This is a genomic window from Polaromonas sp. P3_A5, from assembly GCF_056403055.1.
In genome coordinates, this window is sequence record NZ_JBFUGF010000003.1 from 245719 (window position 1) to 261362 (window position 15644).

The 15644-nt window shown below is 58.8% G+C and carries 17 protein-coding genes and 1 pseudogene; 11 read left to right on the plus strand and 7 right to left on the minus strand.

The genetic code is table 11. From position 1 onward, the window contains the following. The first annotated feature begins 271 nt into the window (after nt 1–271). The 4 genes from minC to AC1DU8_RS20650 all read left to right on the plus strand — a co-directional run bounded on the left by minC (nt 272) and on the right by AC1DU8_RS20650 (nt 4080). Nucleotides 272–1072 carry a septum site-determining protein MinC gene (minC, locus tag AC1DU8_RS20635; protein WP_477727192.1) on the plus strand — a complete coding sequence of 267 codons (801 nt, stop codon included), beginning with the start codon at nt 272–274 and terminating at the stop codon, nt 1070–1072. 98 nt (nt 1073–1170) lie between these two features. Beyond that, complete coding sequence (minD, locus tag AC1DU8_RS20640; protein ID WP_348046637.1) at nt 1171–1989, plus strand: septum site-determining protein MinD; 819 nt, start codon at nt 1171–1173, stop codon at nt 1987–1989. Nucleotides 1990–1993: 4 nt separating this feature from the next. Beyond that, nucleotides 1994–2290, plus strand: coding sequence for a cell division topological specificity factor MinE (minE, locus tag AC1DU8_RS20645; RefSeq protein ID WP_457281879.1), 297 nt, complete (start codon nt 1994–1996; stop codon nt 2288–2290). 83 nt (nt 2291–2373) lie between these two features. Next, nucleotides 2374–4080, plus strand: a complete 1707-nt coding sequence (locus AC1DU8_RS20650) for an ABC1 kinase family protein (protein ID WP_477727193.1) — start codon at nt 2374–2376, stop codon at nt 4078–4080. Between the two features lie 96 nt (nt 4081–4176). Here AC1DU8_RS20650 and AC1DU8_RS20655 read toward each other — a convergent pair whose 3' ends face one another. Continuing rightward, complete coding sequence (locus AC1DU8_RS20655) at nt 4177–5013, minus strand: inositol oxygenase family protein (RefSeq protein ID WP_477727194.1); 837 nt, start codon at nt 5011–5013, stop codon at nt 4177–4179. Nucleotides 5014–5164: 151 nt separating this feature from the next. Between AC1DU8_RS20655 and AC1DU8_RS20660 the strand changes: the two genes are divergently transcribed. Next, on the plus strand, nt 5165–5989 hold the full coding sequence (locus AC1DU8_RS20660) for an alpha/beta fold hydrolase (RefSeq protein ID WP_477667034.1): 825 nt from the start codon (nt 5165–5167) through the stop codon (nt 5987–5989). Nucleotides 5990–6117: 128 nt separating this feature from the next. Continuing rightward, nucleotides 6118–6966: an alpha/beta hydrolase gene (locus tag AC1DU8_RS20665; RefSeq protein ID WP_477727195.1), complete on the plus strand. Its 849-nt coding sequence runs from the start codon at nt 6118–6120 to the stop codon at nt 6964–6966. A gap of 25 nt (nt 6967–6991) precedes the next feature. On the opposite strand, the gene AC1DU8_RS20670 is transcribed toward AC1DU8_RS20665, so the two are convergent. From AC1DU8_RS20670 to AC1DU8_RS20690, 5 genes are all read right to left on the minus strand, one after another. Beyond that, complete coding sequence (locus AC1DU8_RS20670) at nt 6992–7207, minus strand: hypothetical protein (protein WP_457281884.1); 216 nt, start codon at nt 7205–7207, stop codon at nt 6992–6994. 245 nt (nt 7208–7452) lie between these two features. Continuing rightward, entirely contained in the window at nt 7453–8262 is an 810-nt protein-coding gene (locus AC1DU8_RS20675) for an alpha/beta fold hydrolase (RefSeq protein ID WP_477727196.1), read from the minus strand. A 1-nt stretch (nt 8263) separates the two neighbouring features. Next, nucleotides 8264–8455, minus strand: a complete 192-nt coding sequence (locus AC1DU8_RS20680) for a hypothetical protein (RefSeq protein ID WP_477667089.1) — start codon at nt 8453–8455, stop codon at nt 8264–8266. Between the two features lie 312 nt (nt 8456–8767). After that, nucleotides 8768–9181, minus strand: coding sequence for a VOC family protein (locus AC1DU8_RS20685; RefSeq protein ID WP_477727197.1), 414 nt, complete (start codon nt 9179–9181; stop codon nt 8768–8770). Nucleotides 9182–9310: 129 nt separating this feature from the next. Continuing rightward, the gene (locus AC1DU8_RS20690; RefSeq protein WP_477727198.1) at nt 9311–10138 is read right to left on the minus strand and encodes a protein NO VEIN domain-containing protein; all 828 of its coding nucleotides are present in this window, start codon (nt 10136–10138) and stop codon (nt 9311–9313) included. A gap of 432 nt (nt 10139–10570) precedes the next feature. Here AC1DU8_RS20690 and AC1DU8_RS20695 point away from each other — a divergent pair, with 432 nt between their 5' ends. From AC1DU8_RS20695 to AC1DU8_RS20715, 5 genes and pseudogenes are all read left to right on the plus strand, one after another. Continuing rightward, on the plus strand, nt 10571–11041 hold the full coding sequence (locus tag AC1DU8_RS20695) for a hypothetical protein (protein ID WP_477727199.1): 471 nt from the start codon (nt 10571–10573) through the stop codon (nt 11039–11041). A gap of 5 nt (nt 11042–11046) precedes the next feature. After that, a complete protein-coding gene (locus AC1DU8_RS20700) occupies nt 11047–11319 on the plus strand; it encodes a helix-turn-helix domain-containing protein (RefSeq protein ID WP_477727200.1) in 273 nt (90 codons plus the stop codon). Between the two features lie 62 nt (nt 11320–11381). Beyond that, nucleotides 11382–11501 (plus strand): annotated as a pseudogene (locus tag AC1DU8_RS20705) (HNH endonuclease); the annotation flags it as partial. 12 nt (nt 11502–11513) lie between these two features. Then, complete coding sequence (locus AC1DU8_RS20710; protein WP_477727221.1) at nt 11514–13184, plus strand: DEAD/DEAH box helicase; 1671 nt, start codon at nt 11514–11516, stop codon at nt 13182–13184. A 91-nt stretch (nt 13185–13275) separates the two neighbouring features. Then, entirely contained in the window at nt 13276–14943 is a 1668-nt protein-coding gene (locus AC1DU8_RS20715; protein ID WP_477727201.1) for a DNA cytosine methyltransferase, read from the plus strand. 58 nt (nt 14944–15001) lie between these two features. Here the strand turns inward: AC1DU8_RS20715 and AC1DU8_RS20720 are convergent, their stop codons facing one another. Further along, nucleotides 15002–15625 (minus strand): 3'-5' exonuclease, encoded by a 624-nt coding sequence (locus tag AC1DU8_RS20720; RefSeq protein WP_477727202.1) that lies wholly within the window; start codon nt 15623–15625, stop codon nt 15002–15004. Nucleotides 15626–15644 lie beyond the last annotated feature (19 nt).

A 15644-nucleotide genomic window follows, 5' to 3' on the forward strand; every position in this document is an offset into this window, starting at 1 on the left:
AATGTCCAGGGTAATGACGAGCTGATGAGCCTTGCACATGGGTACGGGCCGCGCGCATTCAATGCCGGCGCCGCGTTAAAGCGGGGCTGCCGCGCTGCGCAAACACCGCCACCAGCACGCCACAAGCTACCGGCCAGCGTTTCATACGCTCACAAGTGCGACAAAGCGTGCGTGCGAATCCGCCCCTTCGCACGCTACCCTCGGCCATCTTTCTTCGCCCTCATTTTCCGCACCGGTCGCCCGTTGTCCTTCTGCCCATGACTTTCCACCCATGACTGTTGCCATACAGGCCACCACCCCCGCCACCTTCGAAATCAAAAGCGCCAACCTGCCCCTGGTGGCTTTGCTGCTCAAGTCCACCGACCTTGTCGCGCTCGCGCAAGAGTTGCAGGCCCGCTTTGGCGACATTCCCGACTTTTTCGACCAGGACGCGCTGATGATCGACCTCTCGCCCCTGCAGTCCGCCGCCGCGCGCAGCGGACGGGCGGTGGGCGACATCGACTTCCCCGCCCTCATCACCCTGCTGGGCAGCTACCAGCTGGTGCCGCTTTCCGTGAAGGGCGGCAACCCCGCGCAAATGGCGGCAGCGCTGCAGGCCGGGCTGCTGCCCGTGCCCGACGCCCACCTGCTGCCCGACCGCCCCACTGCGGCAGCACCCGCACAGCAGCAACAGCCAGCACCCCCCGTGGTGGTGGCCGCGCCCGCCGCCGCCCCGCTGGGCGCCCTCGTGGTCGACAAACCCCTGCGCTCGGGCCAGCAGGTGTATGCACGCGGCCGCGACCTGGTGGTGCTGGCCATGGTCAACGCCGGCGCAGAAGTCATTGCCGACGGCCACATCCATGTGTATGCGCCGCTGCGCGGCAAGGCCATGGCCGGCGCACGCGGCAACACCGAGGCACGCATTTTTTCGCTGGCGCTGGAAGCCGAGCTGATTTCGATCGCCGGCGTGTACCGCACCGCAGAGCACCCGCTGCCCGAAGGCCTGGCAGGCCAGCCCACGCAGGTGCGGCTGGTGCCCGCCGAGGAAGGGCAGGAAGGCGACAGGCTCGTCATGAATGTACTGACCGCTTGAGCACGAGGCCTTCAACCCACGTCATGTTTCCGCGCCTTCATGCCGCCCATGCGTAAACCCGGCATACCCGTTCCCGTTTTCAAAAGGACTTTTATCTGATGGCAAAAATCATTGTGGTCACCTCCGGCAAGGGCGGCGTGGGCAAAACCACCACCAGTGCCAGCTTTGCAACCGGCCTCGCCTTGCGCGGGCACAAAACCGCGGTCATCGACTTCGACGTCGGCCTGCGCAACCTCGACCTCATCATGGGCTGCGAGCGCCGCGTGGTGTACGACCTCATCAACGTCATACAGGGTGAAGCCACGCTCAACCAGGCGCTCATCAAAGACAAGCAGTGCCACAACCTCTTTGTGCTGGCCGCCTCGCAAACGCGCGACAAAGACGCGCTGACAAAAGCCGGCGTGGAAAAAGTGCTGAAAGACCTGGGCGAGATGGACTTCGAGTACATCGTCTGCGACTCCCCCGCCGGCATTGAAACCGGCGCGCTCATGGCCATGCACTTTGCCGACGAAGCCCTCATCGTCACCAACCCCGAGGTTTCCTCGGTGCGCGACTCCGACCGTATCCTCGGCATGCTTTCAAGCAAAACCAAACGCGCCATCGACGGCGGTGACGCCATCAAGGAACACCTGCTCATCACCCGCTACAACCCCGGCCGCGTCGACCAGGGGCAGATGCTCTCGCTGGAAGACATCCAGGACATCCTGCGCATCAAGCTCATCGGCGTCATCCCCGAATCCGAGTCCGTGCTGCAAGCCTCCAACCAGGGCGTGCCGGCCGTGCACATGAACGGCAGCGATGTGTCCGAAGCCTACAAGGACGTGGTCGACCGTTTCCTCGGCGACAAGGACAAGCCCATGCGTTTCATCGACGCGCAAAAACCCGGCCTCTTCAAGCGCTGGTTCGGGGGGAAGTAAAACGATGGCGTCCTTCCTGTCCTTTTTTCTCGGCGAAAAGAAAAAAACTGCCAACGTCGCCAAGGAGCGGCTGCAGATCATCCTGGCGCACGAGCGCACAGGGCGCGGCCATGAGCCCGACTACCTGCCCGCGCTGCAGCGCGACCTCATCGCCGTGATCGCCAAATACATCCGCATCGACCCACACGACATCAAGCTGCACCTGGAGCGGCAGGACAACCTGGATGTGCTGGAAGTGAAGATCGAGCTGCCCGACAAGAAGGAAAAAACCGGCGCTTCCGCCGCAGCAGCCCGCAAATAGCACCCGCCAGAAAACCCGCCGCACTTGCCCCGCAATTGACAAAAGGCAAGCCCGGCAACACAACTCAGGGCTATCATCATTCGATGTTGATCGAGACCTTCGGTGCCGCGCGCGACATGGCACGCCTGGCGGAAATCGCCGGTGTGCTGATTCGCCACGGCTTTGGCGACAGCGTGCGGCGGCTCGGCCTGGCCGACAAGCTCGAGCGTGCCGGCCATGCGCTGCACTGGGGCCATGTGGCAGACCTTGCCCGCATCAGCCCGCCCGAGCAGGTGCGCCTGGCGCTTGAAGAGCTGGGCCCCACTTTCGTCAAGCTCGGGCAGGTACTTGCCGGCCGCGCCGACCTGTTCGGCCCCGAATGGATCACCGAGTTCGAAAAACTCCACAGCCATGTTCCGCCCGTGCCGCTGGCGCTGTTGCTGCCGCAGCTGCGCGAAGACCTGGGTGGCGAGCCTGAGGCTGTCTTTGCCCGCTTTGACACCACGCCGCTGGCCGCCGCCTCGATTGCGCAGGTGCACCGTGCGCAGCTGCATGACGGCACTGAAGTCATCGTCAAGATCCGCCGCCCCGGCATCACTGAAGTCATCGACGCCGACCTGCGCCTGATGGACCGGCTGGCCTCGCTGGCCGAAGCCGAGCTGTCCGCGCTCAAGCCCTACCACCCGCGGCAGCTGGTGCGCGAGCTCGCCAAGTCGCTGCGCCGCGAGCTCGATTTAGCCGCCGAATGCCGCCATGCCGAGCGCATCGCCCTCAACATGGCGTCGCTGCCCTACATCGTGATCCCGCGCGTGCACTGGGCCCACACTGGCCTGCGCATCAATGTGCAGGACCTGGTCGACGGAGTGCCCGGCAGTGCGCTGGACCAGCTCACGCCCGAAGCCGGCTTTGACCGCAGCGAACTTGCCCGCCGCGGCGCCCACGCCGTGCTGAAGATGATTCTGGAAGACGGCCTTTTCCACGCAGATCCGCACCCCGGCAACGTGTTTTACCTGCCCGGCAACGGCATCGCCTTTATCGACTTCGGCATGATCGGCCACCTGACCGAGCGGCGGCGCGAAGAGCTGCTGCAACTGCTGCTGGGCCTGGTCGAACGCCAGCCGCAGGCCGTGGCCGACGTGCTGCTCGACTGGACGAGTGACGAGCACGGCACCAACCTCTCCCAGCTGGAGGGCGAGATTGAAGCCTTTGTCGACCAGTACCACAGCACGCCGCTGGCCCAGCTCAGCCTGGGGCAAATGCTGTCCGACGTCACCGCCATCCTGCGCGACCACCACCTGGGCCTGCCGCCCGACCTGGCGCTGCTGATCAAGGCCTTCATCTCGCTCGAAGGCATGGGCCGCGGGCTGGACCCGGGCTTTCACATGGCCACCGAAGCCACGCCGCTGCTGCAGCAAATGGTGCGCGCGCGTTACGAACCCGCGGCACTTGCCAGCCGCGGCTGGCAAACGCTGAGCCGCGCGATGGCGCTGGCCGGCCAGCTGCCGCATGACTTGACGCGCCTGCTGCGCAACGCGCGCCGCGGCCGCGTGCAGGTGGGCATCGAGCTGGCCCACCTTAAACGCGTGGGCGACCAGCTCGACCGCGCCGCCAACCGGCTGGCCATGGCCCTGGTGATTTCGGCGCTCATCATCGGCTCGTCCATCGTGATGACCGTCAAGGGCGGCCCCACGCTGTTTGGTTTGCCGGCGTTCGGGTTTGTCGGTTTTATGGGCGCCATGGCCGGCGGCCTGTGGCTGGTGCGGGCCATCTGGCGCAGCAGCCGCGGCCGCAACAGCGACGACGAGAACTGAGCAGCGCTATCTTTTCAGGAGCTGCTTGCGCACATTCCTAAAGGCTTACAGGCCTTTTTTCCTTGAGAAAAAGCGGTTTTACCGCCTTCGGAACGGCTACAGCTTGAGCTGCGCCGGCAGGTACTTCGCCATCAAATCGTCGTAATACGGTTTGAGCTCGGCCAGCACCGGCGGCCTGTCGTTCTTCGAATAGAGGTCGTAGGGGTTGAACTTCTGCACCCATTCCATATGCGCCGCATCCTGCGCATCCGTCAGGTGGCCGTACTGGCCCTCACGGTGCCAGGCGTAGAACGAGTGGTAGCGAATCATGTACAGCGCCGGCAGCGGCAGGTGCGCTTTCAGCAGCTGGTACAGGTATTCGTCATGGCCCCAGGACATATGCACCGCGTCCAGCCCGCAGCCGGGGGCATACACGCCGTACTCGCTGTTGTAGCGCGCGTCCGTGCTGTCGGGGTTCAGGTCAAAGTATTCGGGGTAGACGATGCGGTCTGAAAATTTGCAACCCACCGGAAAGGTGTCGCCCACCACGGCCCACTGCGGCTCGCCGAACAGGCACAGCACCTTGCCCAGGTCGTGAATGAAACCCGTCAGCACAAACCAGTCGGGGTGGCCGTCGGCGCGAATCGCTTCGGCGGTTTGCAGCAGGTGGCTGATTTGCGGCAGCTCGATATCCGGGTCCGACTCATCGACCAGCGTGTTGAGGAATTCCAGCGCGGCCCAAGGCGTCATCTCGCGCTGCGAAAACGCCAGCCACTCGGCTTTTTTGCGCTGCACAAAATCGTAGGTCTGGTTCTGGTGGTTGTTGCGGTAGAAGGTCCGCACGCGGTCCAGCCCGGGCTGTGCGTAGTCGCGGTAGGCCGCACGGGCAGGTTCACTGGCCAGCAAGGGCGTTGCCGGGGCGTTGGGGGTGGTTTGCGGCATGACGGCGTTCATCGTGCCATTGTAGGAAGCCCGGCCCCTGCGTGCAAACCCGGCTGTCGCAACGGTTTGCCGCGGGTATATTGGGCCCGACCTCGATCCAACCCGCCCCACCCGCCACCGCCCGCCACCGCCCGCCACCGCCCGCCACCGCCCGAAAGGCTTTATGCACCGCAGACCGTTCCACCGCCTGATGGCCATCGGCCTTCTTTTTGCGTCAGCCCTGCTGGCCGGCGCCGTCCACGCACAAGACGGCAACCCCAAAATCGGCGTGCTGATGCTGCACGGCAAAAACCCCGGCAGCAACAACGACCCCAACATGAGCCGCATCAAGCCGGTGCTGGAAGGCGCAGGCATGGTGGTGCTTTTCCCCGACATGCCCTGGTCGCGCACCCGCTACCTGGACGGCAACTGGGATAAGGCCATGGCCGAGATGGCCACGCATGTCAAAGCCCTGCGCAGCCAGGGCGCAACGAAGATCGTGATTGCCGGCCACAGCATTGGCGTGCCCGCCGCCATGAGCTTTGCCGCGCGTGGCGGCGACGTGCAGGCCCTGGTGCTGCTGGCGCCCGGCCACGTGCCCGTGAGCTACTACCGCGTCCTGCAAAACACCACAGTGCGCGAAAGCGTCGACGAAGCCCGCAAGCTGGTGGCCGACGGCAAGGGCGATTCGCGCGAACGCTTTACCGACATCAACCAGGGCAAGCAGCTGCCCGTGGCGGCCACCGCCAAAGACTATTTGAGCTACTTCGACCCCGCCTCTGACGCCGAAATGGGCGTGACCGCGCCCCGCATCCCGCCCGGCACGCCGGTGCTCACGGTGGTGGGCGACGAAGACTGGATCAGCAAATTCGCCAAGACCTACTTTGCCGACAAGCTGCCCGCCAATCCCAAAAGCCAGTACCTCGAAGTCAAGGCCAACCACCTCACCACACCGGTCGTGGCCAGCGAAGCCGTGGTGCAGTGGATCAAAACCGCGACGGCGCCATGAAGCGCCGGCACGCCAGCAGCGCCCACCGTCAACGCTATTATTTTGATAGCCGCTCGCGCACGACCTGATTGGGTTTCAGCCCTGTTTTCTTTAAAAAAATCCCGGAACGTCCTTACAGGAACCCCACCATGACACCGCATTCACCCGCACGGTACCTGTGGCTGCGCCACGCACTGCCCGCTTTCCTGCTGGTGTGCATGGCCGTGGCCGGGAACGCGCAAGCGCAAAGCACCCCGCGCGTGGTCGACATTCCCACCCGCCCGGGTGTGACCCAGCGCTTTGTCTACATCGCGCCCACCGCGTCCACCACCCCAAACGCCACGCCCAAGGCCTCCGTCATCCTGTTCGCCGGCGGCCATGGCGGTTTGCAGATCAATGACAACGGTGGTTTCGCCCGAGGTGGCAACTTCCTTGTGCGCACGCGCCAGCAGTTTGCCGACGCCGGTTTTGCGGTCGCGGTGATTGATGCGCCGTCAGACAAACAGTCGCCGCCCTTCCTGGCTGGCAACAGGCAAACTCCCGAACACACGGCCGACGTGCTGGCCGTCATCGCCTGGCTCAGGCAGCAATCGCCAGTGCCCGTGTGGCTGGTGGGCACCAGCCGCGGCACGCAGTCAGCCGCCTACATCGCCACCGAGGCTGCGCCGGCGCAAGGCGGGCCCGACGGCATCGTGCTCACGTCCACCATGCTGACCGACAACAGCGGCCGCGCCGTGCCCAAGATGCCGGTGGAGAAACTGAGGATTCCCGTGCTGGTGGTGCACCACGAACAAGACGGCTGCAAGCTCTGCGCCTTCAGTGACATGCCGCAGCTGATGAACAAGCTCGCCAAAACACCCAAGGCCGAGCTGCTGACCTTCACCGGCGGCCAAAGCCGGGGCGACCCCTGCGAGGCCATGGCGTACCACGGCTATAACGGCATCGAGGCCGAAGTGGTCGGCAAGATCAGCCACTGGATGGCCGCGGCCAAGCCCTAGGGCGTTACGACCGCTTGGGCCGCATTCAAGCCTGTTCGGGCTTGTCCAGCAGCTTGCCGTTCGGGCTGTTGCCCGCGGCCGTGTGGTTGAGCGACAAGCTCACGCCCGCCCGCTTCTGCACGGTGTCTACCGCATCCGGGTCCGGCGCCACGCTCCAGGCCATGGCGGTGGTCAGCACCACCAGCGAAGGAATGGCCCGCAAATAGCGCGGGTGAAACAGGAAGTCGGCGATCTTTTTCATGGCGGGCCTTTCCGGGCGATGTCTGCAGGTGGTTGCCCCGCAGAAAAAAACAAGCATTCATCCTGCGCCGCCAAACTTAGGGCCATGCGTCTGCCACGTTGCGGTTTGTAAGGAAATGCCTCAACGGCAGGTAAAGACGCGCACAGCGCCGGCACTGAGCGCGCCAAGCGCTATGGTATTGATAGCTGTTCGCGCAAGCACCGCTTGGGCTACAGCCACTTTTAGTTATGAAAATGGCTGTTATTTCATTCCAGAAACCGGTTGACGCACGCCATCACCTGGTCGGCCTGGTCCTTGTGCGCCTCATGGCCAGCAAACGGAATGTTCAGCAGCTTCGCGCCGGGCACTTGCTCCACCAGCTCAAACACACTGGCGCGCGACACCAGGTGGTCTTCATCGCCGCGAATCGCCAGCAAGGGGCAACGGATCTGCTTGACGCACTCGCCCGGGTAGCCGCTGGGGCCGTCGTCCAGCCACATCGGCACGACGGCATCAATCAGCGCCGCAAAGTCGGGCTGCGGGTTGACCGCGTTGTATAGCGCTACTGATTCAGGGAATTTTTGGGTCCAGCTTTGCGCCGTAACGCCGCCCAGCAGCTTGCGCACCGGGTCGTCTGCCTTGAGCATTTTGTCGGTGCCAATGGCAACCAGCTTGTCGATCAGTGACGCAGTCTGCGCGGCCATGCGCAACGCCGTGATGCCGCCGTCGCTGAAACCCACCACGCTGCAGCGCTGAACGCCCAGGTGCTGCAGCACAGCGGCAGCGTCAAGCGCCAGCCGCTGGTAAGTCACGCCCGCCGTGCCCAGGGTTGACTTGCCGTGGCCCCGGCTGTCGATGCCGATCACGCGGAAGCGCTTCTGCAGCAGCGGCAAGACGCCGTTGAAGTCCTTCATCGTGCCCAGCCCGCCGTGCAAAAACAGCAGCGGCGGGTCGGCGTCATCACCGTGAACTTCAAAGTAAATCTTCGCGCTGTCCAGCGTCAGGTGGTCGCCGCTGTGGTGGTCAAACTGGCCCGCCTTCACCCTCGCCCCGCGGCTGAACGTGTCCGCAGCCACGTCAACGCCCCGTGCTGCCGCGGCGCGACTGCAGCTGGTTGCTGCCGCCCACATGCGACTCCCGGTCGCTGCGGCTGTTGGCCGTGCGCTGGCCTTCGTTCTTCTGGGTTGGTTTCTGCTCACCCATCTGGTTGAAGTCGTTTTCCACCTTGCCGCCGTGGCCGGATGCTTTGGGTGTGCCGTCTTGCTCCATCGCGCCGCCGGCCTGGTTGCGGGCATCCTCGGGCGCGAGTTGTTTGTTCTGCTTGTTTTTGGCGTTCTGTTTGTTCGGCATGGTCTGTCTCCAGATAAAGGTGTTGAACAAGGGCCAGCGTGCAAACAAGGCAACACCAACCCGCGTAACAACCATTCTGAAAACCCCGAATGCCCGCCCATGTCAGACAGCGCCCCGTACCCAAGCGCGACAAGGCGCAGGGAAAGCAAGCCGGCTTGCTATGAATTAAATAGCTGCTCGCGCAGGTCCCATCTGGCCCAACGGCCCATTCGGCTTAAGACCCGCGTTACATCAACCCGCAGATGTATCCGAAAACTGCGCCTCAATCTTGTGCCCATCCAGGTCCCGCACAAAGCAGCCGTAATACTGCGGCCCATACAAAGGCCGCGGGCCCGGCGCGCCATCGCCCTGCCCGCCCATCTCCAGCGCCTTGGCATAAAACGCATCCACCTGCGCTTTGGAGACGGCCAGAAAACCAAAGTGCGAACCATTGCCCACATGCGCCTTGCCGCCATCGTGCGGCACACCCACCCAGAACTCTGGATAGGCCCGCCCGAAAGCGATTGCCCCGGGGTGCTCCATGATCACCTTGATCTCCATCGCACCCAACACAGCCGTATAGAACGCCTTGGCACGCGGAAAGTCGTTGGTGCCGATGGACACGTGGGACATGATGCTTTCGGGGAGGGACGGGGTGTTTGCCATGGGCTGTTTCTTTGTGGGTTGAAAAAGGAAAAGCTTAGCGAGCGGCCAAACCATTTGCAATATTGCCTGCGGTTCGACGGGCTTTAGCAGGTTTCACGACTTGTCAACAAGTCTCCTGGGCACACTTCTTCAGCCGAAGCTAGCGCGATAAGAAACTGGATCAAGAATGCAATGGGCGGCCGGATTGCCTTGAAGCGAAAAAACTCTCGGCTTCAATCGGAACTCAAACACACGGTAAATGTGGAACCGGCCTTCATTTAGTCGTGCAAATGCAAGCTCTGAATTGGTAATGAAGAACGGAGTCGCTACACCAAATGCCGTGGTCTTCACTTCTATGAACTTGTCTTCGCCACTCGCGTTAAATGAGTGGATGTCGTAGCCAAGGCCATCGCCTTTGGTCGTAGATACCCAATCAACCTTTGCAGCAAGCCGCGCTTCTCCGAATTGGCGTAATCGCCAGCGCTCATACTCTAAGACAAACTCCTCACCAGCCCGGCCAAGAGATCGATTTCTAGCCTCGCGTTCAAGGTAGTCCCTACGGATCGGCGTAAAAGCGTAGTCTGACTCCCTCACACGCGGAGCTAGTTTTGGAGCGTCACTTATTACGTTAACGAAGTCAGTTGGTATTTGGGGCAGTGCTGGCAACTGAACTGCTGCTAGTGCGGCTTCATCAAGCCATGGTGCTGCTCCTATCTGTTCGGCTACGACGGAATCAAGGAGTCTTTGGTAGTTCCACAATGGCTTATAGCCCGGCAAATAATGGAACCCTAATTTTTCAACAACGGCACTAATATTCGCGCGCTTTCTTTCGACTGACGCATCGTTACGTCCAGCAAGCCTTGGCAGTAACTCACGCCGTCGCTGGGCCTTGTTGACCTGTTGTCCCGAAAAGTGGGCGGCTAACATCGCCAAGTAATCAGCGACAACAATTTCGACTTCCTCTCGGGACCAATCCATCGACTACCTCTTTTTTGGAACACACCCTCGCCTTTAAAGCGCTCATCGCCCCAATCTAAATCGTCAGCTACTGCTGCGCGGTTGGGGCATAGTAATCCATACCCTTTGGTCACAGGCGATTGCAAGCCCGCATGCGCCACCACACGTCAACGCACATCATTGAGACCTACTAGGTAGTTACCCCAGCGCAACTGACGATGGAAACTTGGGGACAAGATGATCAGTGGAGTGCCATGTGATCAATAGGGCTAAAGGTAATTTATTCACAAATATTGGTTTTGAATTAAGGCAGTAACTGCCCCCACGTACCCTTATTGCGCCTGTTGGCTCTCGTCATCGACGCAGCCAGACTTTGGGGTCTACGCGCTTGATCTATGTCAGATATCTAAACAGCCTTCCCATTGGTAACGAGATGTAGTACTGTCTGAAACCATGGCTGCCTCATCAGCAATACGGACCGTCTACGCCGAGCTTCACCGTATGTTGGGTGGCTCAACGCCACGTGCCGACCTTTTAAATTTCGCAGCCGAGGCGATTCGCTTTCACCTCGCTACTAAAAGAAAGCTCAATGAAGGCTTCTACCTCGGTCCACCCCAGTACTCCTTAGAGCGCCAGGCTTTTGAGACATGGCCCCTCGACGCAGCCATGGCCGATGGGGGTTGGATGATATTGGAGTACGAGTTAGATCAGATACAGCCTGAGATCAACATAGGAAGACAGCATATGTATCAAATGGATTTTGCGTCTGAATCAAGGGTATATGCCGCAGAAAGCGATTCAACATTAGCCGAGAGTGATCGCGTGTTTCGATCTCTTGACTGGCTTTCGGCCAGTCAGCGCAACGATCAGATGCGTCGGACGACACGCGGTCGCGAACAAAATGACTATTACGACATGGAGTAAGCACTATGACAAAAATCGCGCAAAGTTTTGTCGATGCGGCAAAAGATCATTTGCTTCAAGGACACCCCATTACCCGCTTAGAGGCACTTATCTTCTTCGGCGTTTCCAACTTGCCTGAGGTTGTTTATGAGCTCAAAAAACAAGGCTTCATTATTCAAAAGAAATCCGTTCCATTCGCAAAAGCGGTTGCTCGGGTAAATCTCCAAGCAAAGTTAGAGCCACCAGCAAATCTACCAATAAAAGACATTCAACTTACGGAGTACTGGGTCAGTAAGTGAGAAGACTCTTCTCTCCGCTTCAACGGCTGGTCCTACTATTTACCGCCGGTGGGCAATGTGCAATGTGCGGCATCAAGTTGAGCGGGAAATTCCATGCAGATCACAGAATTCCCTTTGTTCGCGCCGGAAAGACGATCACAAGCAACGGTCAAGCGTTATGTGCAAATTGCAATACTAAAAAAGGGGCAATGATCATGAGTACAAAACTAAGGCCGTGGCAGTCGCAAGCCATTAACCAAGCGCTCACATGGTTGGTCAAGGAAAGAAAGGACCGACATTTCCTCATCAATGCCGCGCCCGGCGCGGGTAAAACCATTGCCTCTTGCGAACTTGCTCGAAATCTCATTGAGCTTGGAGAAGTTGAGCGGGTCATCGTTATCGCACCGCGCCGTGAAGTCGTCAAACAATGGGCCGCCGACTTTCTCGATGTCACGGGACGGTACATGAGCAAAGTTACTGGAGCCGCTGACGACATCCAGGATTTGGGTGTCGATGTTTGTGCTACCTGGTCAGCTATCCAGGGGCTACAAATTCCATTCCAAGCCATCTGTCGTAATTCAAAGACTCTTGTTATTTGCGATGAACATCATCACGCGGCAGTGAGAGCGGCTTGGGGCGAAGGTGCAACATCAGCATTCCCCGATGCAAAGTTTGTATTAATCCTCTCCGGTACACCCATGCGCAGCGACGGCGCGTCAACGGCATGGCTCGCCTACGACGATCAAGGAGCGATAAATCATCCGGAAGAAGGTACCTATACGCTCACCTACGGGCAGGCTGTGGACTTCGGCTATTGTCGTCCCGTAACTTTCCATAGGCACGAAGGACTCTTCACCGTTGATATTGACGGCGAAGCTGTTGCTGTCTCCGGCAATCAGCCTGCGAAACTGAGCAGCGAACTAAATCGAATTCCAGCACTGCAAAGAGCGCTCGCCTTCTATAGATTGGCTTGCACCCCTCTATTTGAAAGTGATGGTGTCACGCCACAAAGGGATGGCTATCAAGGAACGATGGTTCAGTGGGCCATAGAAAAGCTCATGGATCTTCGAAACCGAATGCCGGATGCGGGCGGATTGATCATCGCGCATTCGATTGAAATGGCCGAATACTTCGCCAAGTTAATCGAGCTTATCGATGGTGAAAAGCCATTGCTAGTTCATAGCGGACTGACCGATGCTGAATCAAAGATTGCTGCATTCAGAGGCACTCAACGGAGGTGGCTCGTATCCGTAGCGATGATCTCCGAAGGTGTGGATATCAAACGGCTACGCATCCTCATTTATCTTCCAACCGCCACTACGGAGCTAGCGTTTCGCCAGGCAATCGGCCGCGTCGTCAGATCAAACGGCCCAGAGGACGATACTCGGGCCTATGTTGTTATGCCAAGCTGGGAAGTTTTCGACCGATATGCTCGAAGGGTCGAGGATGAAATGCCTGTTCATGCCCGAAAAGAACCGACCCACACAACAAAACGATGCCCGGTTTGTGCAACCGAAAACCCGCTAACCGCGACTACTTGCTCTTCTTGCGAACATACTTTTCCGCCACGGGTGCAACCGACAAAATCGTGCACTGTTTGCGGAGCGTTAAACACCGTATCTGCAAAGACGTGCCACTCGTGTGGTGGAAAATTTGCAAGTCAACACCAATTCCGTCTCACGCTAGACGAGGCACTTCGCGACGGAGCGATTGTCAGGGGAATGGACTTGTCAGAAGACGCCGTTCAAGAGTCCGAGGAAATTGCCGCCGACTTTCGCGCTGAGATTCTTAAATCGGGTGACGAGAAACTAGTAAAAATTCTTCGCTTACTCCCGGAAGAAGGCTATTCACGCCTCTTTGAAATCATCAACAACGTTCGCAAGTAGCAGAATAAAGCTCCGTTCTCATCGTTCCATTAACGGCGAGCAATGCTGAAAGATCTTGACAGGTCTAGGTCGCTGGGTTTCAATTTGTACGATGACAAAATCAACAAAAAAAATTCGTGCTATTGATCTTTACTCCGGCGCTGGCGGATGGTCATTGGGGCTTCGACTTGCGGAGGTAGAAATTGTTTGTTCATATGAATGGTGGGGGCCGGCAAATGAAACGAATTTCAAGAACAACAGCCACCAAGCACAAACCATCGACATACGGCGCCTAGATTTAGCGGATTTGCCTAAAGACATAGACCTAATAGTAGGAAGCCCACCTTGTACCCAGTTTTCATTCTCGAACAGAGGGGGAAACGGCGATATCAACGATGGTCTGCAGGACGTTATTAAGTTTCTTACCATCGTTGACTATTTGCGCCCTAAATACTGGGCAATGGAAAACGTGCCGAGGATCGCAGAAATCCTAAAGGAGGAGCTTCAGCCCGGTGGCAGGCTTGCACGCTTCAAACATCTGGGCATCCAAAGTACCGTGGTGAACATGTCCAATTATGGAGTTCCCCAACGTCGCGTGCGCTGCATTGCAGGGAACATAGACTTTGACCTACTAAGGTCATATGCCAATCAGGACCAAAAACTAACCCTCGGTGACGTGGTTCGCTCTCTTAATCGCAAGCAGATCGTTGATCCCATCTACAGCTTCAGCATTTCGCGTCAGCGACTTACCGACCATGTGACGGAGGAGTTTTTTACCGAGGAGGAGGTGCGTATTAATCGAGCCTCGAAGTGTATGCACCCCGTCTACAACTCGATGCTATTCCCCGATCCCTTGACTCGGACGGTTCGAACAATCACCGCTACCTGCACACGCGTGTCAAGAGAAAGTGTTGTCATCGAGTCGCCTGAAATGACGGGACGCTATCGTAGGTTATCAATCCGCGAAAAGGCTTCTCTTCAGGGTTTTCCGGTTGACTATCAGTTCTATTCGGCGTCATACAGCGAGAAAGCGCGATTAGTTGGAAATGCAATTCCGCCGCCGTTTGCATACTATGTCGCCGAAGCCGTCAAAGGAGTCCCCTCCGAGCGCGTTCCAAGCTTGAGCGAGGCATCGAAACATTGGAAGCCTCCCACAACGCTGGCGATTGTTCACAAGCCGCCGCGGCCACATTTTTCGTACCCTCTAACAAGAAACTTTCGATTTGCAATTCCCAGTCTGCGCCTCAAGAGCGGCGTTCGATTTGATCTGACCAACGCTATAACTGACAGTGGTGAAGCTTCTTGGAGGGTCGCCTTCTACTTTGGGACCTCTAAATCTATACATGAACTGGAGATGACGCCGCAGGTCTATAAGGAACTGGTCTGTGGACTACCGATTGCAGCAAGAAAAGCAGCTGTAACTAATCTTGAAAATCTACGAAAGTATGTTCTTCATGCAGATGTTGAAAATATGCAGAAGATATGGGCTCATCGCGGGGTGGGAAGAACTGCTCCATTCATGCTCTTGGATCAAATCGACGAAACCGGAGAGCAGTTGATCTCGTTGCTAACGCCACATCTACTTGTCGCTCAAGGTTGTGTCGGCGAGGCGATCCTCAAACAATACGGGAAAAATGCTGCTCGTCTGCCGGGGTTGGCGAAGCTCGCCAGAAATGCCTCTCTAATCTATGCCGGTCTGCTGATCGGGTGTTGCGTCAACCTAGAGTTGATAGCTCACGCACGCAACTCAACCTCCAGATTGACATTAAAAAATGGATGATCGAAGTTAGGCTCTTTGTGATTCAGTCGTCGCGTCGTGGCAAACATGACTTCAGCTGTTACTGTGCAGGGAGTCGTTCAGCGTACTTCGACATTAGCGCTGACACGGCAGGCTTGGCGCAACGCTGCAGCGCCAGCAACAAGGCATGGTCAGGCCGAGTCACACGATGGCGGCTACGCAGATCATCCTGAATCTGGCCCAGCAAGGACGCCGCCATCTCCGCATCAGCCATCGCCCTGTGAGCACGGCCGGCTTTGGGCAGGCGGTGGTAGTCAATCAGTACGCCGAGCTTGTGGCTGGGTGCCTGGGGATAAAGCCTTCTAGCGACGAGCATGGTGCAGGCGAAGGGCTGGGTAGCAGTCTCCCCTGCGCGGCTTAGTTCAGCCTCCCAGAACCTGCGGTCAAAAGAAGCGTTGTGCGCCACCATGGGCGCGTTGCCGACAAAGCGGTTGGCCTCAGCCATGACCTTCTCAGCTGCCGGCGCGGCGGCGATCATGGCGTTGCTGATGCCCGTCAGGCTTTCGATGAAGGACGGGATGTAGCGGCCTGCGTTCATGAGGCTTTGGAACCTGTCCACCACCTGGCCGTGTTCGACCAGCACGATGGCTACTTCCGTCGCGCGGTCGCCCATCGCGGGGGAGAGGCCCGTGGTTTCAAAGTCGATGACGGCTATGCGGCTCATGGCTCAGGTAATGTGATCA